4 protein-coding genes are annotated in these 25,100 nt (G+C 47.5%); all 4 read left to right on the top strand.

Annotated features, from left to right (window positions below; all coding sequences use genetic code 11):
• The first annotated feature begins 87 nt into the window (after positions 1-87).
• On the top strand, positions 88-6,936 hold the full coding sequence (locus tag P6910_RS08030; RefSeq protein ID WP_317145749.1) for a hypothetical protein: 6,849 nt from the start codon (positions 88-90) through the stop codon (positions 6,934-6,936).
• Between the two features lie 208 nt (positions 6,937-7,144).
• Entirely contained in the window at positions 7,145-13,978 is a 6,834-nt protein-coding gene (locus tag P6910_RS08025) for a hypothetical protein (protein WP_317145748.1), read from the top strand.
• A 63-nt stretch (positions 13,979-14,041) separates the two neighbouring features.
• The gene (locus tag P6910_RS08020) at positions 14,042-20,530 is read left to right on the top strand and encodes a hypothetical protein (protein ID WP_317145747.1); all 6,489 of its coding nucleotides are present in this window, start codon (positions 14,042-14,044) and stop codon (positions 20,528-20,530) included.
• Between the two features lie 396 nt (positions 20,531-20,926).
• Entirely contained in the window at positions 20,927-25,096 is a 4,170-nt protein-coding gene (locus P6910_RS08015) for a hypothetical protein (RefSeq protein WP_317145746.1), read from the top strand.
• Positions 25,097-25,100: the final 4 nt, after the last annotated feature.

Below are 25,100 nucleotides of genomic sequence, written 5' to 3'. Positions count from 1 at the left end.
CCAAATAAGCGATTGACAGCCGCTCCCCCACCTGTTGTGCCAGTCACTTTTCACAGTGCTAAAAATACTTAGCTCTGAGGTAGTAGAATGACAAGTGCTCGCCCCAATGTATTAAACCTGGCTGTCGCCGTTGCAATCAGCTCTTCCATCATTACCAGCCAGGCACTGGGTGATCGCAGGCTGCTAGTAAAATCTGTCGATATTTTGGACAGTGTACACGTAGAGTTTACCCAGAGCGAGGTCATGGTTCAGCCAACCTTAGGTGATGACCGGCAACCCATACCCAAATCCTTCACAACCACCTACACTGATCTGACTCAAACCAGAGCAGGCTACGAGGTTCCTTCTGAAGGCTTCACGGACGTCCTTTCTGGCATCGAGGGAGGTGTTTCCAGTGTTGATCTGTTTGAAACAGACGAGAATGACGTTGCCCGGAAATACACCAAAGTCCTCAAGGTCGGTAATGAGGGGGTCTTCAGGTTTACCCATAACCTTGCCAAAAAGGAACTGGTCATTGAAGTCAGAAACGAAATGACCGATCAGAAGTTAATTGCAGCTATTCTAACTCAATCAGGCGACACCCAGGCATTAGAACCCTTAACGAAAGTTGCCAGCCCCGAACTACTAAACGCAGTACTGAAAGGCGTCAGTGGAAGTATAGAAAACCTTGGCGCAGTTGATAATTACGTTGCCCTTGCCACTATTGAAGTAGACGAAGTTAAAGTGAACGGGCGCACCTTCATGCGTCCTATCGCAGCCGGCGATCAGCCCCCTGATCTGCAACGCCTGGGACAATCGCTCTTTGTCAATGATGAAGCTCTTTTCGCAGCCGCCACATCCGCCTATACCCAGGTTCATCTTCTGGGGAAAGATTTACAACAGGGAGCCCTGAATGATCTGTTGTCCTGCCATAAACCCATCGGCTACGTTGTACATATTGAGGATGACACACAGGCTTATCCTGTGCCCGCTGGTTATCCAAAGCTGGAAGTGAAACAGGCTCCGGGGGAAGCTATTGTTTTCCATGGTCAGAAGCAGAATCCCACCGACATCGCTTTTGTGGAAAGCCTCTATAAGCTCCTTGAAAAAGACTTCAATGACAACAGCATTCCTCCAGCAACAACACAGGTAGAAAAAGATAAGGTCAGAAGTTACCAGTATGTCATTCGAAGCAGGCAAATGGCATTGCTGGAAGAGATAGCTGTTCAGCTCAATAGTGAATCTGGCAGAGCAAAACTGATTACGCTTGCATACTATGAATCTCTCCAGCAGGCATTAACCAGTGCTACTCCGGAAAAAGCAGATAAATTTGAATTCACATCAGGACACATCAGATTGGCTTCGTCAATGGCCACGCCAACCTGGATGCATAGTCAACTCGTAAAACACTTCGGTTTCAAACCCGCCATTAAAAATTTTCTGACCAGTCAGCTCTTTATTCAGACTATTCAGGAAGTAACAACCATTTTAAGCCGTCTCAACGAAGTGCAGGCCGATGTCTTTGAGGACAACAGAAGGTTTGCTTTCAAAGTCACAAGCGACATAGCCAGACAGCTGACTAAGATAGAAAGCGAGCTGGAAGAGCAGCAGCAGGTAAAAGAAGTCAGACTCATCCAGCTTGAAAAAGAATTGATGCTCATAAAGAACAGACTCTCTGATGATGTAAAGAGTAAAGTCAGACTACTTCAACGCAGGAAACAAGTTGAGGATGAGTTTGTACAGGTTCGTAACCTGATGAGAGAACTGCAAAAACAGTCACAGAAACTTCAGCAGGAAGTCAGAGGAATTCCAAAGCTGGAACAACGCGTTCGTGATACCAGAGTAGATATCGCAGCTGTCAGAGCAAATGCCAAAAAAGCATTCAATGCTGAACTGGCAGACGATCTTGGTATTGATGACTGGGATGATAGCAAGCCACTCAAAGAGCAAGTCAGACTGATCAGAAAAAAAATTGATGAAGTCTTCAGTTCGGTGGCCTTAATGGAACGTCCTGTGGGAGATTCTACCGAAGAAATACTGGCGGCTCTGGAATTACGGCTTGGTATTTTTCTGGTCAATGAAAAGGATCCGGCTGTCCACTTTCGGTTCATTCAAAGACATTTGCAAAAACAAGCAGAACAAAACCTTGAGGTATTCCTGGAGAAAGTGGGTATCGTTGAAAGAGTGCTGGGTCTGGCTCCGAAAAACAATGATGACCTGATAGCCCGTCAATATGCCATTGATAAGGCCATTCAGCAGTGCCTCGAGCAATCGACAGTTCTGGTCGGCCAGGAACATCCTTTTCTGCAACAGAGCACCAGAACAGATGCTAAAAAAGAAGCTGAAATCAAAGCCTTCAATGCAGCCACTGCCAGACATTTAAACATTAAGGATTTTGATAACAATGCAGACATTGACTTGCAAGAACAGCAGCTGTTACACAGATTTAAGTCACTGAGTGCTGCATTAAAGCGTCTTGATGAAATGAATGTTGAACAAGATCAACTGCTTAACAGATTTCAGTCAACGAATGCTGCAATCGACGAAGATCTGGAAAGACTGCTTTGGAGTATTCGGAAACCAGATGCCAAATACAGTTCACAAGAAGATGACGTCAAAGTCAAGCAAGATACTGTGGCAAAAGATTTACCTGTTCCAAAGGACGAAGAAAGCACAATAGAACAAGACGACACACTGATAGAAGGAACACATGACCGTTCCTCCAGTCCTGCAAATTCTAAAGAAAAACTGGACGACACCGGAAGACCGCCCCCCTCCATAGTCAGGCCTGAAGTAATCAGAGAGCTGAGAGCTTTGAAAATAGCTCTGCAGAAGCGCCTCAGTGAAGAGACAGATTTGTATTTCCATAGCATGTTCATTTCTGAAGACATAAAGAAATACATCAGAGAAGCCAGAAAGCAGTCAGAGAAAGAAGCCTTGGTCATACTGGAAAACCTGGAAAGTTTATTCAACATCAAAATCAATGAAGGGGATGACAAAGCAGTAAGACTTCAAAGGCTTCGTACAAGGCTTGATGGTGGTGATATCACGCCCTATGAGCTGGACGAGATGGACAAGATCCTCTTTTGGGAAGCTGACAGCATTGCTCAGGAGGATCCGGCAGAGAGGGATATCAGACTCAGCAGGTTTCGTGAGCGTCTTACCTTTAAAGTCGAAGAATCGCACCAGCGAGCCAGAGAAAAACAGGCAGAATATCTTACCACTGTGGAGGATGAGCTAAATATCGATCCTCATGAAAACCCTGCCACTAAAGAAAGAGGCAGAACTTTGACAACTAAACTGGCCAGTATTCTAGAAGTAAAGTTTGTTGCAGGTGCCAGCCTGTCTGACAATAAGTACGATCTGAGACACAGAATTAAGGTAGTACGGAAAAAAATAAACACAGTCGTTGAAGATAGAGATGGAGCTGAAGTTATCAAGAGAGTCTATAACAATAGAATTGCTCATCGACTTAACATTGAAGACTATCAGGATGATGCCACTATAGCCGACCAAAATAGTCTGATTGATGCAAAACTCCAACAGATAGACAAAGAAGTCATTGTAGCGGACCAGCCTGATATTGATGAACGCATCGCAGCTATTGAAGATGAGCTTGACAGGCGAATGGCTCCTCAGGGATCCAAGCCCCGATTCGTGCTTGATCGTCGTGTAGCCATGGCCAGACGAGGACTGGAAGAAGCTGAAAGTGAACTGGCTAATATTAATCGCAAACTGAATGCTATTGGTCACAAACAAGTCGTTTTTGTGAGTCGTGATGACATTGAACCCATCTCGGATGAAGACGACAGAGCTCTCAATCAGGCCATGAAACAAATTCAGACCGAACTGGGCCTGCCTGCAGGTGATGAGCAAACCCCTGAAGAACGAGTAGACGACATCAGACATTTCATGGGGGAGCAAGGTGCAGATAGACGAGATGAAATCGTTGAGAAACTGGGAGCTGTGGCAAAAGCTCTGAACATCCGGATAAAAGGCGGCCCGGGATCACCGCAAAAAGCTGACTACATTATTGCCATTTCCGCCTCTGCAAAGGCTCATGGTTGGGACGAAATCAATGCAGCCGATGAAGCATTGGGTGAACTGCCTTTAACCAGGAAAAAATATTCTCAGGCCAAAGAATTCCTTCATGAGCATGACAGAAAAGCTAAGGACGCAGCATTTACATTGTTGCAAAAAATGAGTGCACAAGAGAATCTGGATCTTAAAAAGGAGGAAATTAACCGTTCCGGAGACGCAGATCAAAAGGCTAAAACCGGACTTGATAACAAAATGGCACTGCCGAAAACAGCCGTGGAGCAAAAAAGTGACACTGAATCAGAAACATTGAAAACCCCGGAGGCTAATGAGGCAGAGATTAAAGCCACTGAAAATGCCCAGAGTCCTGAACCAGACTTTACTGAGATCAGAAAACGGGTTAATGCCCTGAGAAATAAACCTCAGGTCAGGGAATTCCTGGATAAGCATGACCGAAAAAGTATGGACGCGGCATTAGCAGAATTTCAAAAGAGTATTGCCTTGAAGAATCCGGATCGTAGTAGAGAGGAGACTGAGAACGAAATTGAACCGCTGAATGCAGCCCTGAAGAAGAAAAGTGACGCTGCAGCAAAAGCTTTGGAAGTTCTGGAAGCTCATGAAGCGGATATTAAAACCACTGAAGAAGCCGTGGGTCTCGAACCAGGCACCAGTGACATCAGAAAAAGGGTTAATGCCCTGAGAATCAAAAGGGTAGAACTGGGTGGTAATGATGGTCATGGCTGCAAGATTCAGCAACTGGTTCAGGAACAGGCCCGTCTGACATTTGAGAGAGAAGTCTGGAAAGCAGACATTAAGAAAATGAAGGAAAACCTGAAGACTGCTCAGGGAGCCGTCGAAAATTATCGCGCTCCCTTCCAACACACGCCGAGACAAGTAAAAGTTTTGGACGCTATCCTCGAATTCATGCAGCAGCACCCTCTCAAAAAACAAGCCCTGGAGGCTGCATTTGGCCTGACAGAAGCAGCAATAGAGTACGGAACACCTTTCCTTACAACTTTCCATTTTGACGACGAATTTGCACCCATTCGCTTACAGGCATTGGTCGGAGACAGACTGACGTTTGAGCAGGCCAGTCAGATTGTGGAAGTCTTCAGGATTTTGCAAAGGGACTTCCCGGTAAGCCTTTACAAGCCTCTGGAAAATCAGCCTGTGGATGCGCTGGAAGAACTCGAGTATCTGGTTTTCAGAGCCAGGAATGAGATGGAAACAGGGGCTCAACATTACGACGATGTAATTAAACGCATAGGCTCAACAGGCATTCAACACTTCGGGCACGAAACAGAGAATTTGAAAGGCTTCTCGGAATACTTCGCCAGCCATTCGGCCAGTGGTAACAAGATCATAGCTCTGCTGCGGGAGGGTCTGATCAGCAAGGTTGAACTTGAGAACTATATGAAGATCAGCAGAAGTATTGATGGTTATCTGACAAGGAACGAATTTGAACACTTCATTGGCTGTAGACAAGGCGTCAATGTGCATCAGTTTAAAAGGGTTGTCTGGATGCTGTCCGACAAGGGTGTTGAGGAATTTATGAAAAGTGCCTTTACACCTGTGCCCACGATCGCAACTGGTCCGGTAGCGATGAAAGAGTCTGTTGCCGGCATGAAAGAGTATGCCGCCGCTGTCATCGCCAACTACATACTTGATGATATTGCCTTTGAAAATGGCCGCAGGACGGCAGCCTATCTGGCCAATATTCAGGATACCCTGACACCTTACGTCAATGCTGCCGGAATATCGGAATCAGAACTGATCAAGGCTATCCATGACAAATTGATGGAGGCTCACGCCACCGCAGTTGAGCGTCAACTAAAGGATTACTGGCTCAAACCTTCAGCCTCTCTGGTACAGGCTGTCCCCTGGTACTACACCAGCTACAAACCACTACTGGCAATGACTGGGGCCTGGAAAGCTGCCAAAGCGTCCTTGTTAAACACGGTGGGCCTCTACATTATGGACCTCACTAACAGGGGTGATTACACGCACAGAATGATCATACCTTTTCAGCACTGGTTGGAACACTATGGTATTGATCTTGACCGAACCGGCCAATATGCCTACCACAGCGGAGTTGAAAAAGTCTCTGAAGTGCTCGGGCTGTACATGCCCTATGGCAGGGCCAGTTCTTCAGTCATACTCTTGATAACCGGCACCACACTGTTCACCAGACAGTACCATGCCAACCCGCATTTGTATCGCAGTATTTCCCGTCTGGTGCCCGAAATAGTGAAATCCATGGGTTCCAGACAGGGGGTTCAGGTACCCCTGCTGCACAGGGTAACACCACAAACAGTGAAAACGCTGGCCTCCGCCACAGCCGGTCTGGTGCTGGGCCCGGTCTCCACTGTTGGAGCATACGCTCATGGTCTTATATTCGGATTTAACATCGCTCAAATGTTAGGTTTTGCACTGGCGTCGAGCCTCACTTTCGACTTCTTTATGAACGACAACAAGCTGCTCACTCAATGGCTGGGTGGACCTCTGGGCCGCAGTCTTGACAAGATTAATCGCTGGCGGGGCGCGGGTGAAAAAGACGATGAATATTTGCAACGCACGGCTATTGCCTCTCCTCAACGCTTCACAGAAACCGATGAAGAATACGCAAACCGTGTTAAAGCAAACAACACGATGTATGGCTGGACTCGACATGAAAATTATCTACAGTTTCGTGAACGCCGTGATCGCACCATGAAACTGTTTGAGAATGGCTGGGAGAAATACTTCAGGGAAAATGTACCTAAATGGTCGTTTTCCCATGCAAACAGTATTCCTTACTCCTACACTCTGGGCACCTTCTACAATTGGCAACAGGGCGATGATAAGAAAGCGCCTGTTAATGTGATGTCAAGTGGGGCAAACAGGAAAAGTGGCATAAGCGGAAAAGTCCTGTTGAATTAATCACACAACAGGCAATTACCGGCAATGCGCACCAGTGACCGCTAAAAGACCGACGGTAACGTAAGTCTGACCTTTCCTTCTGACCCCGGCACCAGAAGAGCCTGAAGCCAATCAAACAAGCGATTAAAAGCCGCTTCCTCACCTGTTGTGGCCACTTGTGGCAATCGCTTTTCACAGTACTAAAAATACTTAGCTCTGAGGTAGTAGAATGACAAATGCTCGCCCCAATGCGCTGAGCCTTGCAGTGGCCGTTGCAATCAGCTCTTCCATCATTGCCACCCAGACACTGGCCGATCGCAGGCTGCTGACAAAATCTGTCGATATATCCGGCAATGAACAGGTAGAGTTTACCCAGAGTGAGGTCGTGGTTGGGCCAACTTTAGATGATAACCAGCAACCCATACCCAAATCCTTCACAACCACCTACCCTGATCAGACCCAATCCAGAGCAGGCTATGACGTTCCTTCTGAAGGCTTCACGGACGTTCTTTCTGACATTGAAGGTGGTGTTTCCAGTGTTGATCAGTTTGAAACAGGTGAGAATGACGTTGCCCAGAAATACACCAAAGTTCTGAAGGTTGGTAATGAGGGGGTCTTCAGGTTTACCCATAACCTTGCAGAAAAGGAACTGATCATTGAAGTCAGAGACGGGATGACCTCCAGGAATTCAATCACGGCTGTTCGCGCTCAATTGGGTGACAAGGAACTTTTAGAACCTCTAACAAAAATCGCCGGGCCCGAACAACTGGCCGGGGTATTGAAAGTTGCTAATGGAAGAGCAGGAAGCCTTGGCGCAGCGGATAAGTATACTGTGCTTGCCACCGTTAAAGTAGACAAGGTTGAAGTGAGCCTGCGCACCTTCATGCGTCTCGTCGTTTCAGGGGATCAGCCGCCTGAACTGCGGAGTCTGGGCAGATCGCTCTATGTCAATGATGAGGCTCTTTTAGCCGCAGCCACCTCAGCCTATACCCAGGTTTATGTTCTGGGAAAAATTTTACAAGAGGAAGCTCTTAATGAACTCTTGGCATACCAGAAACCCGTCGGATATGTTGTACACGTTGAGGACGAAACAGAGGCTTATTACGTGCCTGATGGTCATCCAAGACTGGATGTGACACAGACTCCGGGGGAGATTATTGTTTTCCATGGTCAGAAGCAGAATCCAACCGATATTGCTTTTGTAAAAGGTCTTTTTAACCTGAGGGAGGAAACTATCGGTGATGAGCCCGCTCCAGCAGTCACAGTAAAGGTTAAAAAAGACAGGCTCAAGAGCTATCAGTACATCATCCGAAGCAGGCAGATGACAATACTCGAGGAGTTTGCTACTGATCTGGCTGTAAAGTTCGATGCTGAATTTGAAGAAGACAAACTGTTGATGCTTGCACGCTATGAAACGCTTCAGCAGGCATTGGCCAATGCTAATCCCGATAATGCAAATGAATTTGAATTCACAGCGGCACACATCAAACTTGCTTCCTCGTTCATGACGCCTGTCTGGATACAGGTGCAACTCGAAAAGCACTTCAACTTCAGACCCTTACTGAGAGCTCTTCTGAGCGACGAACAATTTGCTCAAAATGTTCAGAAAGTCATACCCGCTGTAACCGAATGGCCTGCCGATGCTGTTGGAGACGACGTCGACTTTGCTACCAGAGTCTTTGCCGACATGACCAGACAGCTGCTTGAGATGGAAGACAAGCTGGAGGGGCTGAATTTAAAAGCAGACAAACTCACCCAGTTTAAAAACTTCTTACAGTATTTAACCGAAATAGCCACTATCAGTGTTGCGGAAAAGCACAGAGCACAAGAACTCAAGAGGCAAATTGACGGAATGCTGGAACGGCTTCTTCAAAACTGGAAAGACTTGAAAAAATGGGTAGATAAACTTCGCCAGGAAGCCGATCAAATTCCGGAGCTGGAACAGCAAGTCCGTGACGCCAGAGCGAAAGCCACAAAATTTCGCAACTCTCAACTGGCAGCAGAACTTGGCATTGATGACTGGGATGATACCCAGCCCTCCGAAGAGCAAGAAAGACTCATCATAGAGAGAATTGATGAAATCATCAGAGCGGTTGCCTCAACAGCTGCCGTAACAGAAAAGTCTGAGGAAAAGGCAGTTAAAGCAAAACTCGCAGCTATTGAGGATCTGCTTGGTCTGGATCCGGATAACCAGGATGATCTGGAAGCTCGTCATCAGGCCATTATACAGCGACTTGAACAACGGGTAGCTCAGGCAGGTCATCAAGTTTTTCAGCATCAACAACTGAAAAACCGGTTCTGGTTAAAGGATCTTCAGGAGGAAGTCAGTCGAATTCCAGCGCTGCAAAAAGAATTCCGTGATTCAATAGTGACAGAAAGAGAAGATTACAACACTCAACTGGCAAAAGAGCTTGGTATTGAGAACTGGGATAATACTGAACCACCAGAAGAGCAAGCCAGACTCATCAGACAGAAAATTAATGAAATCAGCAGACCCGTTGGGACAACAGATGCCCCGGCAGCACAGCCTCAGGGAGAAGCTGTAAAAGCAAAACTGGCGGCCATTGAAAGCGAGCTTGAGATTAATCCAGTCAGTGAAAACGATCTGGATGCCCGCTACCATTTTATTCAAGAGCACCTGCAAGAGAAGTTAGAACTCACTGATAAGGCAATCCACAACAGACTGGTTACCATTGAAAATCAGCTGGGACTCATTTCAAATAACGAAAATGACCCGCAAGTCCGTTGCCAGACCATTCAACAACAGCTGCAGCTGAAGCTGAATCCAGATCAGGTCGATCAGGAACTTCTTCAGAGCACCGGAACATCTGCTGAAGAACTGAATGCCGTCAAAGCCCGCTATTTAACCATTGCTGCGCAATTAAACATTGCGAATTTTGACGGCAATGCAGATATTTTTGAGCAGCAGAATCGCCTGCTTGAGAAACTACAGACCATCAATGCTCATCAAAAACACCTGCTTAAGAAACTTGAGGCAATCAATGTTCAAGACAGGATGAAAGAAGCTTCCCTCAAGATCAAGGAAAATGCTCTGGCATCGATTCTCGGTATTGAGATGAATGAAGAGCGCACATTAGAGGATCGTAGCGCTCTGATAGATGCAGCCTATAGCAAGGTTTGCGAGTTTGCAGATTTACAAGAAAAGCTGAAAGACATCAGCAATCCGGGGCACCCCAGGGCCAAACCGGAAGTCCTCCTGAAACTGGGTGCTGTAGAAAAAGCTCTGGAGATGCAAGACATCAATGAAGAGGACGATGTCTATCACCGTCGTCAGGCTATTGCTGATGATATGCAGACATACGTCAAAGAAGCTGCCCAGCGGGCAGAGGAAGATGCTCTGGAAATACTGGAAAACTTGGAGGAAATACTCGACATCAAAGTCAATGAAGATGATGACAAGGCAGCAAGGCTCTGCAACGTTCGCTCAAAACTTGACGGCGATGATGTCTCAGAAGACATACTGAATCAGATACATCATGCGCTCGGAGAAGAACAAAGAACGCTATTCGATGAGAAAGCTGTCAAATTCGAGAGGATTCGAGCGCATCTTGCCAATAGCGTCGAAAGTTCGGAGGAGCGAGCCAGAGATCAACAGGCAAATTCGCTTGCAGCTATCGAGGAAAAGCTGAACATCAAACCAGGTGAAAACATTTTTGCAAAAGAGAGAGGCGAGGCATTGTTTTTTATGCTGGCCAATGATCTGGGGGTAGTATTAGAAAAGGATGCCAGCCTGTCTGACCAGAGGAATGTTCTGAAAGCCAAAATTTACGCCTTATTGGATGAAGTAAACGAAGTCTATGACGATGAAGGTGTCAGAAGAGGCATAAACAATGCAATGGCTCGTCAACTCAAGGTTGAAGACTATAAAGACGATGCCAGCATCGACCAACAGAACCGTCTGATTGAACAAAAACTGTATCAGCTGGATGTTGAAGTTAAAAAAACGGGTGAACCTGATGTCGGTGAGCGTATCGCAGCCATTGATGATGAGCTTGACAGGCTAATGGCAGGCCTGGGACCTAAACCCCGATACGTTCTTGATCGTGAACTGGCCACCGTCAGGCGGGCAATCAATGAAGCTGAAAGTGAACTGACAGATGCTCATCGCAGACTGGCGACTCTGACGCCTCATCGCAAACCTTGGTTTTTTGAGACTCGCGATGGTGTCCAGCCTGTCTCGGATGAGGACGGCAGCGTTCTCAATCAGGTAACGAAAGGAATTCAGACCGAATTGGTTCTGCCTGCAGATGATGAGAAAAACCTCGAAGAACGTATAGACGAATTAACACGTGCACTTCAGATGATCGATGCCAAATTACAGGATCAGGCCATTGATAAACCGGAAGCTGCCGCAAAAGATCCGAACATCCAGATAAAAGGCGACTCCGGATCACTGAAAGCATCTGCTTATCCCATTAAAGTCTCCACAAGTTCTCATAAGCCTGTCGAAATCAATACCGTCGATGAGGCATTGGGGGAACTGCCTTTAACCAGGAAAAGGTACTCTCTGATCAAGCAATTCCTGCGTGATTACGAGAGGAAAATTATCGATCTGACCTATGAAATGATTGGAGTGAATTCTGCACAAGAGAATCCGGATCCTGAAAAGCAGAAGACTACCGATTTTGGAAGCATCGATGAGAAGGCTGAAACCAGAAATAAGAACGAAATAGAGCAGCTGATTCCCACCCCGAGGAAGAAGAGTGAAGTTTTTTCAAGAGCGAAAAAAATTCTGTCGGAGAATAAAGAGGCTCTTGAGGTCACTGAAAAAGCCCTGGGCCTCAAGCCAGGCGCTTCTGACACCGAGTTTCAACGGCTTGATGCCCTGTTAAAAAAACAGATAGAACTGGGCGGGACTGATGGTACTGGTGGCAAGATCCGGCAACTGATTCAGGAACAGGCTCGTCTGGAAGCCAGGATTGAAGCCGGGAGAGTAAACATTGAGAGAATGAAGGAAGCTCTTAAGACTGCTGAAAACGCCGTCCAGAATGAGGGCGGCCCCTCCCAGTTTACACCGAAGCAGGAAAAAGCCCGCAAAGCTATGCTCGTGTTCATGCAGCAGCACTCCCTCAAGAAGCAGGCTCTGGAAGCCGCAATGAGTTTGGCAGAATCTGCAGAAAGGAACGGTAAGTTAATACCCTACCTTGCGACTTTTAATTTTGACGGTGAATTTGCACCGATTCGCTTGCAGGCGATGGTCGGAGACGACCTGACGTTTGATCAGGCCGGACGGATTGTGGAAATCTTCAGGAGTCTGAAGACTCAATTCCCGGCAACCCCACTGGAAGATCAGCCTCTAAGTGCCCTGGAGGAAGTCCAGCGTCTGATGGATAACGCCAGAATGGAGTTGAGAAATGGGGCACAGCTATACGACGATGAAGTTATCGGCATGGGCTCGGCAGCCATTCATTACGTAGAGCCAGGGGTCCAGAAAAGCTTCCCGAAATACTTCGCCAGCCAATCTGACAGTGGTGAAAAGATCATCACTTTGCTCCGTGAAGGTTTGATCAGCAAGGTTGAACTTGAGAACTTTATGAAGGCCGTCAGAGGTGTCGATGGTTATCAGCCAGAGGTCGAATTTGGACACTTTCTTGGCTGCAGACACGGTGCCGACATGCTTCACTTCTGCAAGGCTGTCAGGAAGCTGTCCGACAAGGGTACCGAGGAGTTTATGCAGAGTGCCTTTATTCCTGTGACCGTGACTGCAACCGGCCCGGCAGGTATGAAGGAATCTGTTGCCGGTATGAAAGAATACGCAGCAGCTGTCATCGCCAACTACGTGCTTGACGATATTGCCTTTGAAAATGGCCGCAGGACAGCAGCATTTCTGGCCAATATTCAGGATACCCTGACACCTTACGCCCATGCTGCCGGAATATCGGAATCAGAACTGATCAAGGTTATTCATGACACATTGATGCAGGCTCATGCCGCAGCGGTTGAGCGTCAGCTAAAGGATTACTGGGTTAAACCTTCAGCCTTTCTGGTACAAGCTGTCACCTGGTACTACTCCAGCTACAAACCTCTACTGGCGATATTTAACGCCTGGCAGGCTGCAGTACTGTCACTCAGAAACATGTCTTTCCTCTATCTGCTGGACCTGACCAACAGAGCTGATTACACGCACAGGATGCTGACACCTTTCCAGCACTGGATGGAACGCTACAGTATTGATCTTGACCGGACCGGCCAATATTACCGGCACGTTGAAATTGAAAAACTCTCTGAAGTGGGCGGGCTTGCAATGCCATTGGGCAAGGCCGCTTCTTCAGTCATTCTGCTCAGAACCGGCTCCATGTTGTTTGCCAGACAGCGCCATGCCAATCCCCGGATGTATCGCAGCATTTCCCGTCTGGTGCCCGAAATAGTGAAATCCATGGGTTCCGGACAGGGGGTTCAGGTACCACTGCTGCACAGGGTGACTCCACAAAAAGTGAAAACGCTTGCCTCTGCCACAGCCGGTGTCGTATTAGGTCCGGTAGCCACAGTCGGAGCATACGCCCACGGACTTTTATCTGGTTTCACCTTTGCTCAAACCTTCGGATTCGCTCTGGCGTCGGGTCTCACTTTTGATTTCTTTATGAACGACAACAAGATGCTCACTCATTGGCTGGGTGGACCTCTGGGGCGCAGTATTGACAGGATTAATCGCTGGCAGGGCGTGGGTGAAACAGACGATGAGTATTTGCAGCGTACCGCTATTGCTTCACCTCAGGGCTTCAGTGAAACCGATGAAGAATATGCAAGCCGTGTTAAAGCCAACAACACCATGTATGGCTGGACGCGGCACGAAAATTACCTGCAGTTCCGTGAACGCCGTGATCGCACCATGAAACTATTTGAGAATGGCTGGGAGAAATACTTCAGGGAAAATGTGCCTAAATGGTCGTTTTCCCATGCAGAAAGTGTACCTTACTTCTACACTGTTGGAGCTTTTTACGAATCGCAAAAGAGCGATGATCAGAAATTTCACAGTCATGATAAGAGAAATGCCCCTCAATCAAGCTTTTTACCTGCAATCTCAGCAGACAGTCTTGATTAAAAGCTACTTGCTCGTCCAGTCACCTTTCACAGTAATAAAAATACACCGCTCTGAGGCAGCAGAATGACAAATGCCAGCCCCAATGCATTAAGCCTTGCAGTGGCCATTGCAATCAGTTCTTCAATCATTGGGACAGAGGCACTCGCTGATCGCAGGCTGCAGATAAAATCTGTCGATATTCAGGGCAATAAACATGTGGAGTTTATCCAGAGTGAGGTCATGGTTCAGCCAACTTTAGGTCATGACCAACAGCCAATACCGAAATCCTTTACCACCACCTACCCTGATCAGACTCAAGTCAGAGCGGGCTATGACATTCCTTCCGAAGGCTTCACAGACGTTCTTTCTGGCATCGAGGGTGGCGTTTCCACTGTTGATCAGTTTGAAACAGACGACAATGACGTTGCTCAGAAGTACACCAAAGTCCTGAAGGTAGGTAATGAGGGGATATTCAGGTTCAGCCATAACCTTGAAGACAGCAAACTGGTCATTGAAGTCAGAGACGGAATGACCCGTCAGGATTCAATTGAGGCTGTTCGCACTCAATCAGGTGGTATCGGACCATTGGAACCCTTAACAAAAGTCGCCGGTCCCGAACAACTGGCCGGAGTGCTGAAAGGTGCGAATGAAAGAGCAGGAAATCTTGGCGAGGCTGATCGCTATATCACCCTTGCAGCCCTTACAGTAGGTGAGATTGAAGTGAACGGGCGCACTTTTATGCGTCTTGTCGCTGCCGGCGACCAGCCTCCTGAACTGGAGCGTCTGGGTGAATCGCTCTTTGTCAATGATGAGGCGCTTTTCGCAGCAGCCACCTCTGCCTATACCCAGGTTTATCTTCTCGGAGAAGATTTACAAGAGCAAGCTCTGGATGATCTCTTATACTACAATCAGCCTCTTGGCTATGTTGTCCATGTCGAGGATGACACTCAGGCTTATCCTGTGCCTTGGGGTTATCCCAAACTGGAACTGACTGAGGCTTCGGAGGAGGTTATTGTTTTCCGTGGTCAGAAGCAGAATCCGACCGATCTCACTTTTGTGGAAAGCCTCTATAACCCCTGGGAAGGATTCGACGTTAATGATAATGACCAGATTGCACAGTTTAAAGAAGGTAAGGTCAAAAGCTACCAATACATCATTCGAAGCAGGCAGATGGAGCTGCTGGAGAAGTTTGCTGCTGAGTTAGCTATACATCACGATGCTGAACTTGAAGAGGATAAACTGGTATTGCTTGCGTACTATGAAGCTGTTCAGCAGGCGTTAACCAGTGCTACTTCATATGGAACCGATGAATTTGAACTCACAGTAGGACACATCGGAGCTGCGTCATTGGCTATCGCGCCGGGCTGGATGCTGTTTCAACTCGAAAAACTCTTCAGTTTCAAACCCGCATTCAAGGATCTTTTGACGAGTCGGCATTTTCTTCAGAACGTTCAAAAAGGTACAGACGTTATCAACAAACTGATGCAGCAATTTGCTATTGGAGAAGATACAACATTTGTTAAAAAAGTCATTGGTAACATGGCCCGTCAGCATCTTGAGTTAGAAAACACGCTGGAAGAGCAGCAGGCAAAAGAGGCCCGACTCGCCGAGCTGGACACGCTGAAAGAGCAGCATGCAAAAGCGGCCGAACTCGCCGAGCTAAACAAAAAATCACTTCACGAGATGGCGGAAGACGTTGAAAGAATGGCTATTGCCATTGATCAGAATGAGGTAAAGCTCAGAGTAGAGCGGCTCGAACAGAAACTTCAGCAGGAAGTCGATCGAATTCCATATCTGAAACAGGAAGTCCGTGATGCTATAGGAAAAACCATAAACGCTCGCAACACAGAACTGGCAATAGAACTTGGCATGGGTGACTGGGATGATACCCGGCCACTCGAAGAACAAACCAGACTCATCAAAAATAAAATCCGTGAAAACAATCGGGCCATTGCCGCGACATTTGCTGCAGGTGGGCAGCCTGATAAAGAAGCTGTAAAAGCAAAACTGGCAGCCATTGAAAGCGAACTCAGTATCACCCCGGTCGATGAAAACAATCTGGATGCCCGCTTTCAGTCTATTCAAAAGCATATGCAACATCAGGCAACACTGGCCAATGAGAGAACCCGGCGCAGACTGGCTACCATTGAAGGTCAGCTCGGTCTGAGCCCGGATAACGACGCTGACCTTGAAGCCCGCCACCGGGCCATTCAGCAGCACCTCAAGGAGCAAGGCTCTGAGGTGTTTCAAAATCTTCAGCAACGGAGGACCCTGTCAGATGCTGAAAAAGCAGCTGAAGTCAAAGCCCATTACGCAACCATTGCCGCACATTTAAACATTCAGGATTTTGATAGCAATGCAGATATTGACGCTCAACAAGAATGCCTGCTTGAAAAAATCAAGACAATGAATGTCCAACCAGAAGTCTTGCATGACAGAACTCAAACAATCAATGAACAACAGGACTCAGAGAACTCTTGCACCAGGACCAGAAAATCTGCTCTGGCAGCGCCCCCTGGCCAAGACCAGATTGAGCTGGATGAAGGCATCACGACAGAAGAGTTCAATGCCCTGAAGTCAACAATGCATTCCACGCTTCTCAAGAATGCAGCACTGGAAGAACAACTGAAAGACATTATCACACCAGGCCAGCCCAAAGCCACGCCTGAAGTACTTGAGACACTGCGTGCCGTGGAAAGAATTCTAAAGCAGACTCGCATCAATGAAAGGGACGATGTGTATTTCAATCGTCATTTCCTTTCTAAAGACATACGTCTATACGTCAGTGAAGCCAGGCAGCGGGAAGAGGCACAGGCCTGGATCATACTGGATTTCCTGGAAGAGAAACTCAACATCAGACACAGAGTCAGTGAAAGTGATGGAACAGCAGGAAAACTGGCAAGGGTTCGTACAAAACTTGATGGCGGTGATGTCTCAAATGAGCAGTTGGATGTCATAGACAAGCTCCTCCGGATAGCAATTGACAGGCCAGTTCTGGAGGGTGATCCGGTGCCGGCGGATGTCTTGCTCTCTGATATTCATGACTGTCTCAACTTATTGATCGGCGAATTGGATCAGCGAGCCAGAAAACGACAGGCAAACCATCTTATTGCTCTGGAAGACGCGCTAAATATCTCACCTCATGAAAACCCCGCAACTAAAGAGAGAGGAAAAATTTTCATAGCTAAACTGGCCAGTGATCTGCAGATAGAGCTTGCAGACGATGCCAGTCTGTCCAACCAGCAGCATGCCCTGAGAAACAGAATTCAGGAATTAATGGAAGAATTAAAGGGAATTTATGACGATGAAGGTGACAAAAGAATCAGAAATAATCAAATGGCTGATCAACTCAAGATTGAGGACTATAGAGGTGATGCCAGTACAGACGAGCAAAACAGTCTGATTGAAGCAACACTTGAACATCTGGATGAGGAAGTGTTCAAAGCCGGTCAGCCTGAGGTTAATGAGCGTATCGCAGCCATTGAAAATGAACTCGACAGGCAAATGGCTCGCCTGGGACCTAAGCCCCGATTCGTTCTTGATCGTGATGTCGCCATGGCCAGACGAGAAATTAAAGAAGCTGAACATGAACTGGCAACTGTTCATCACAAACTGAACAAGCTTCGTGGCAAAAACCTGGGATTTGCGGGGAACCTTGCTGACCTCCAACATATCCCGGATACAGAAAACCTGGTTCTCAACCAGAGAATAAAAGAAGTTCAGATCGACCTGGGTCTGGCTGCAAATGACGGGCAAACCACTAAAGAGCGGCTAAAAGACATCAGGCATTTCCTGCAGGAATGCAGTGCAGAAAAACGAGGTAAAATCCTTGGGGAACTGAGAGTCAAATCAGGTCTGGACATCCAGATAACAGGTGACCCGGGTTTAGAGGAAGAATCTGATTACCTGATTGCCACTACACCCATTGCAGATTCTCATGATCAGAACGAAGACGATGAAGCCTTGGGTAAACTGCTTTATAACAGGAAAAGGTACACTCAGCTCACAGACTTCCTGCGTGAACACGACAGGAAAAGTATGGAAGTGACCCATGCAAAGAATGCACAAGAGTATCTGGAGCGTAAAAAACGGCAGGTTATGGATTTTGGAGACTTCGATGAGCAGGCTAAAGCCGTACGTGAAAACGAAATGGCCTGGCTGAATTTAGCCCTTGAGCAATCCAGTGATAAGGTATCAAAAGCAGAAGCCGCTCTGACGGATTTCCATAAAACGGTTCTTGAAACCACTGAAAAAGACGTGGGTCTTGGAGCAGCCTCCGCTGACTCCCTTGAACAACGGCTTAATGCCCTGAGAAACAGACAGGTAGAGTATGGAGGGAATGATGGCTATGGCGGCACTGTCCGGCACCTGATTCAGGAACAGGCTGATCTGCAAGGTGAAATTGAATTCTGGAAAGCAGACATTGAGAGAATGAAGGAAGTCCTGAAGGCTGCGGAGCAAACTGTCGACACTGACCCTGGTCCCTTCCAGTACACGCCGAAACAGGTAAAAGTTCTGGACACTATCCACAAATTCACACAGCAGCATCCTCTCAAAAAACAGGCTCTGGAAGCCGCAATTGGCCTGACAGAAGCGGCAAGAGAAGGCGGTAAGTTGGCACCGATACTTTCGACTTTCGATTTTGACGATGAATTTGCAGCGATTCGCATGCAGGGAATGGTCGGAGACAAAATTAACTTTGAACAAGCCGGTCGGATTGTGGAAGCTTTAAAGAGCCTGAAGACCTTCCCGGAATCCACTCTCGAGTCTATTTCATATCGACCTGAGAGCGCTATCAAACAGGTCGAAGCTCTGTCGTTTCGGGCCTTCCTTCAGAAAGAAGCAGGGCCTCAACAATACGACGATGTAATTCACGACATGGGCAAAGCGGCCATTCACTTCGTCAAGCATGAACCAGCAGACCCGAAAAGCTTTCTGGAGTACTTCGCCAGCCATTCTGCCAGTGGTAACAAGATCATGACTTTGCTCCGTGAAGGTTTGATTAGCAAGGTTGAACTTGAGAGCTACATCAAGATCATCAGAATTATAAAGCCCGTCAAAGGAGGTACCCCTGGTTATCCGGCACAGGGCGAACTTGATTACTATATGCGCCGCAAACACGGCGTCGACACGTACCACTTCCGGAGGGCTGTCAGGATGCTATCCGAAAAAGGTACTGAAGCGCTTATGCAAAGCGCCTTTATTCCCGTGACCGTGACTGCAACCGGCCCGGCAGGTATGAGAGAGTCTGTTGCCGGTATGAAAGAGTACGCAGCGGCTGTCATCACCAACTATGTGCTGGATGATATTGCCTTTGAAAATGGCCGCAGGACAGCAGCCTATCTGGCCAATATTCAGGATACCCTGACACCTTACGCCAATGCTGCCGGAATATTGGAATCAGAACTGAGCAAGGCTATCCATGACACATTAATGAAGGCTCAGGCCACCGCAGTTGAGCTTCAGCTAAAGGATTACTGGGTCAAACCTTCAGCCTCTCTGGTACAGGCTGTCACCTGGTACTACATCAGCTACAAACCACTACTGGCATCGGCTAAGGCCTGGGATGCTGCCAAAGTGTCCTTGATAAACACGTGGGAGCTCTACATTCTGGATCTCACCAACAGGGGGGATTACATGCACAGAATGATCATACCTTTTCAGCACTGGTTGGAACACTGCGGCATTGATCTTGACCGAACCTTCCAATATGCCTACCACGGCGGAGTTGAACAAGTCTCTGAAGTGCTCGGGCTGGCCATGCCCTATGGCAGGACCGAATCTTCAGTCATACTGCTGGCAAGCGGCGTTATGCTGTTTACCAGACAAAACCATGCTAACCCGCATATGTATCGCAGTATTACCCGTCTGGTGCCCGAAATAGTAAAATCCATGGGTTCCAGGCAAGGGGTTCAGGTACCCCTGCTGCACCGGGTGACACCTCAAAAAATTAAGACTCTGGCCTCGGCCACAGCCGGTCTGGTGCTGGGTCCGGTAGCCACTTTCGGAGCATACGTTCATAGCTTTTTATTCGGAATCACCTATGCACAAACCTTCGGATTCGTACTGGCGTCAAGCCTCACTTTCGACTTTTTTATGAACGACAACAAGATGCTCAGTCAATGGCTGGGTGGACCTCTCGGACGTAGTCTTGACAAAATTAATCGCTGGTGCGGCCTGGGTGAAACGTACAACGAGTATTTGCAACGTACCGCTATTGCTTCACCTCAGGGCTTCAGTGAAACCGATGAAGAATATGCAAGCCGTGTTAAAAACAGCAACACCATGTATGGCTGGACGCGGCACGAAAATTATCTGCAGTTCCGTGAACGCCGTGATCGCACCGTGAAACTGTTTGCGAATGGCTGGGAGAAATACTTCCGGGAAAATGTGCCTAAATGGTCGTTCTCCCATGCAGAAAGTATTCCTTACTCTTACACTCTGGGTGCCCTCTTCGAATCAAGGACTGCAGCGCCTGAGAAAACTCCCGCCACCATAAAAGCAGTACTGGCTGATCATGAGGTTGAAAGGTTTGATCTCTACAAAGATAAAAAGACCCACGACGAATTTTGACATCAGAAAACAGTAGATGAACTCTTAATAACCATCCAAAAGCAACCATTGTAAAGGAATACAGACTGGTTTCTTTCAGATCAGGCTATCAATTAAACCTTGTTAGAAAATATGAATGTATTTCTTCCCTGCAAAAACAAGTCAATTTTATTGGCGTTGAACTTTGTCACTAATAATTAGCTTCATCTGGAGTATTTGCCAGTGTGAACTAAATTTTCTCAACAGCTTAAGGCAACAGCCATGAGCGATTAAAACAGCCATGAGCGATTAAACAGCCATGAGCGATTAAACAGCCATGCGCGATTAAACAGCCATGAGCAATTAAAAGTCGCTTCCTCTCCTGATGATGCAATCGCTTTTCACACTAATCAAAATACTCAGCACTAAGGTAGTAAAATGACAAATACTCGCCCTAATGCATTAAGCCTTGCAATAACCATTGCAATCAGCTCTTCTCTCATTGATACACAGGCGCTGGCCGATCGGAGGCTGCAGACAAAATCTGTCGATATTTCCGGCAGTGGGCACGTGGAGTTTATCCAGAGTGAGGTCATGGTTCAGCCAACTTTAGATGATGACCAGCAACCCATACCTAAATCCTTTACAACCACCTACCCTGATCAGACAGAAGTCAGAGCGGGCTACGACGTCCCTTCTGAAGGCTTCACGGACATTCTTTCTGGCATCGACGGTGGCGTTTCCAGTGTTGATCTGTTTGAAACAGACGAGAAGGGCGTTGCTCAGAAATACACAAAAGTCCTCAAGGTAGGTAATGAGGGGATCTTCAGGTTCATCCATAACCTCGCAGAAAAGGCACTGGTCATTGAAGTCAGAAACGAAATGACCAATCAGAATTCAATTGAAGCTGTCCGAAATCAGTCAGGCGACCTCCAGCCATTAGAACCATCAACGAAAATTGCCAGCCCCGAACAACTGGCCAGAGTGCTGAAAGGTGCACACAAAAGAGCAGGAAACCTTGGCCAGGTTGATCACTATGTTGCCCTTGCCACTATTGAAGTGGATGACGTAGAAGTGAACGGGCGCACTTTCATGCGTCTTATCGCTGCGGGCGCTCAGCCTCCCGGGCTGAAGCGTCTGGGTCAATCGCTCTTTGTCAATGATGAGGTGCTTTACGCTGCAGCCACATCTGCTTATACCCAGGTTCATGTTCTGGGGGAAGATTTACAACAGGAAGCCCTGAATAATCTTTTGTCATACCATCAACCTGTCGGCTATGTTATGCACGTTGAGCATGACACACAAGCTTACCCGGTGCCTCCTGGTTATCCCAAACTGGAAGTGGCTGAGCCGCCAGGCGAGATTATTGTTTTCCGGGGTCAGAAACAAAATCCTGCCGATGTCGCTTTCGTGGAAGGTCTCTATGATATGTGGTCACAAGAGTTTGCCTTCGATCCACCCTCTGAAGCAAAAACACTGGTTAAAAAAGACAAGGTCAAAAGCTACCAATACACCATTCGAAGCAGGCAAATGACGCTGCTGGAGGGTTTTGCTGCAGAGTACAATGCTGAACTTAACGAAGATGAACAAACGACGCTTGCATACGAAGATGAACTGAGGACGCTGTCATACTACGAATACCTTCAGCATGCATTGTCCAGTGCTACTTCAGATGAAGTGGATGAATTTGACCTTACGGTAGGACAGATAGAAGTCGCTTCATGGTTCGTCACGCCAACCTTGATGCATTATCAACTCGAAAAACACTTCAGCTTCAAACCTGCATTTAGAAATCTTCTGACTAACCGGTACTTTATTCGGGATATTCAGACTGTGATACCGGATTACAGTGATATCAATCTGGCTCAGGCCCATGTTTCCGAGGTCGGGGAAACGTTTGCTTCCAAAGTCATGAGAGACATTTCCAGACAATTAATTGAGATAGAAATCCAACTGTTAGCGCAGCAGGTAAAAGAAAGAGAATACATCCATCTTAGAAATCAGTTAAAACTCATAATGGAGAAAGCCAGTTCCAGTGAACAGAAAAATCCCTTAACACTTGTGCTCAACAAAGAAATTGAGAATGAGCTGGCAAAGATTCCCAAAGTGATGGAAGGACTGCAAAACCAACTAAGGAAGTTTCAGCAGAAAGTCAAACGAATTCCAGACCTGAAACAACCACTTCGTGATGCCAGAGAAGAGGCCAGAAAAGCTTACTACATCCAACGGGCAGCAGACCATGGTATTGTTGACTGGGATGACACTCAGCCACTCGCAGAGCAAGCCAGACGCATCGAAGAGCACATCCATCTAACGAACTGGTTGGTCGCAAAAATTGCTACACCAGAACTGTCTTATGCAGACGCTGAACAAGAATTATTGGCAATCATTAAAGGTCAGTTTGCCATTACCCCGGACAATAAACACAATCACAGAGCCTTCTTTCAGTTCATTCAACAAGGTCTGCTACAAGGGGTAGAGCCAATCAATGAGGAGCTCCGACTGCTTAGCATTGAAGAACAGCCCGGTCTGATTCCGAAACAGCACAGAGAAGAAGCTTTAGAGTGGTCAGAGGATATCACACAACAGCAGGCACAAGTTCTGGACACTATCCACACATTCACACAGCAGGCCCCCCTCAAAAAACAAGCTCTGGAAGCCGCCATTGGCCTGACAGAAGCAGCAATAGAAAGCGGTAAGGCAATACCATCGCTAACGACTTTTGATTTTGACGATGAATTTGCTCCCATTCGCTTGCGGGCAATGGTCGGAAAAGATCTGACGTTTAATCAGGCCAGCCGGATTGTAGAAGTCTTCAAAAGCCTGAAGGTGAACTACCCGACTCCCTCTTTCGAGACTGAAGAAGATCGGCCTCTGAACATTCTGGAAGAAATCCAGGCTCTGGTGCAAAGTGCCAGAAATGAGATAGGAAAAGGGGCTCAACCATTCGACAACGTCATTAATGGCATGGGGGACACAGCCATTCATTACGTCGAGCATGATCCAAAGAATCTGAAAGACTTCCCGGAATACTTCACTACCCATTCTGCCAGTGCTAACAAGATCATCACTTTGCTCCGTGAAGGTCTGGTCAGCAAGATTGAACTTGAGCATTACATGAAAGCTGTCAGAGGTGTCGATGGTTATCAGACAGTGGCTGAATTTGAGCACTTCCTTGGTTATAAACACGGCGTCAGGGTGCCTGAGTTCAGGAAGGTGGTCCAGATGCTGTCCGATGAGGGTACTGAGGCATTCATGCAGAGTGCCTTTACGCCAGTGACCGTCACTGTAACAAGCCCGGTGGGTATGGAAGAATCGGTTGCAAGCATGAAAGAGTACGCAGCGGCAGTCATTGCCAACTACCTGCTTGACGATACTGCCTTTGAAAACAGCCGCAGGACGGCAGTTTTCCTGAGCAATGTTCAGGATACCCTGACACCTTATGCCAACATTGCCGGCCTGTCTGAATCAGGCCTGATCAAGGTGGCTCATGGTACATGGATGCAGACTCATGCCGCCGCGGTTGAGCGGCAGCTAATGGATTACTGGGTCAAACCCTCAGCCTTCCTGGTACAGGCTGTCACCTGGTACTACTCCAGCTACAAACCGCTACTGGTGACCCATACCGCCTCGCAGGCTAACACGCTGTCCCTCTCAAACATGTCGCTCCTCTATCTTCTGGACCTGACCAACAGGGGTGATTACTTACACCGGATGCTGACACCTTTCCAGCACTGGTTGGAAGGTTGCAGTGTTGATCTTGACCGAACAGGCCAATATGCCTATCACAATGGAATTGAACAAGTCTCTGAAGTGGGCGGGCTGGCCATGCCACCGGGTAAAGCCGCATCCTCGGTCATTCTGCTGAGAACCGGCTCCATGCTGTTTGCCAGACAGTACAACGCCAACCCCCACAGGTATCGCAGTATTTCCCGTCTGGTGCCCGAAATAGTGAAATCCATGGGTTCCGGACAAGGGGTTCAGGTACCGCTGCTGCACAGAGTGACACCACAAAAAGTGAAAACTCTGGCCTCGGCCACCGTCGGCCTGATACTGGGTCCGATAGCCACTGTCGGAGCATACGCCCACGGTCTTATATCCGGATTCACCTATGCTCAAACCTTCGGATTCGCCCTGACGTCGAGTCTCACTTTCGACTTTTTTATGAACGACAACAAGATGCTCACTCAATGGCTGGGTGGACCTCTTGGACGTAGTCTTGACAAAATTAATCGCTGGCGGGGCCTGGGTGAAACGAACAATGAGTATTTGCAACGAACCGCTATTGCATCACCTCAACGCTTCAGTGAAACCGATGAAGAATATGCAAGCCGTGTTAAAGCAAACAACAGGATGTATGGCTGGACCCGACACGAAAATTATCTGCAGTTCCGTGAACGTCGTGTTCGCACTATGAAACTGTTTGAGAATGGCTGGGAGAAATACTTCAGGGAAAATGTGCCTAAATGGTCGTTCACCCATGCAGAAAGTATTCCTTACTTCTACACTCTTGGAGTTTTCTACAAATGGCGACAGGGTGATGATAAAAAAGTTCACGGCCACGATAAAAGAAACGCCCCCTCAATCAAGCTTTCTACACAGCTCTGAGGTA

It is taken from the genome of Endozoicomonas sp. 8E (assembly GCF_032883915.1).
In the GTDB taxonomy this organism is placed as follows: Bacteria; Pseudomonadota; Gammaproteobacteria; order Pseudomonadales; family Endozoicomonadaceae; genus Endozoicomonas_A.
Note: the sequence above shows the minus strand (reverse complement) of the source record. Positions and strands in the feature narration are given on the sequence as shown.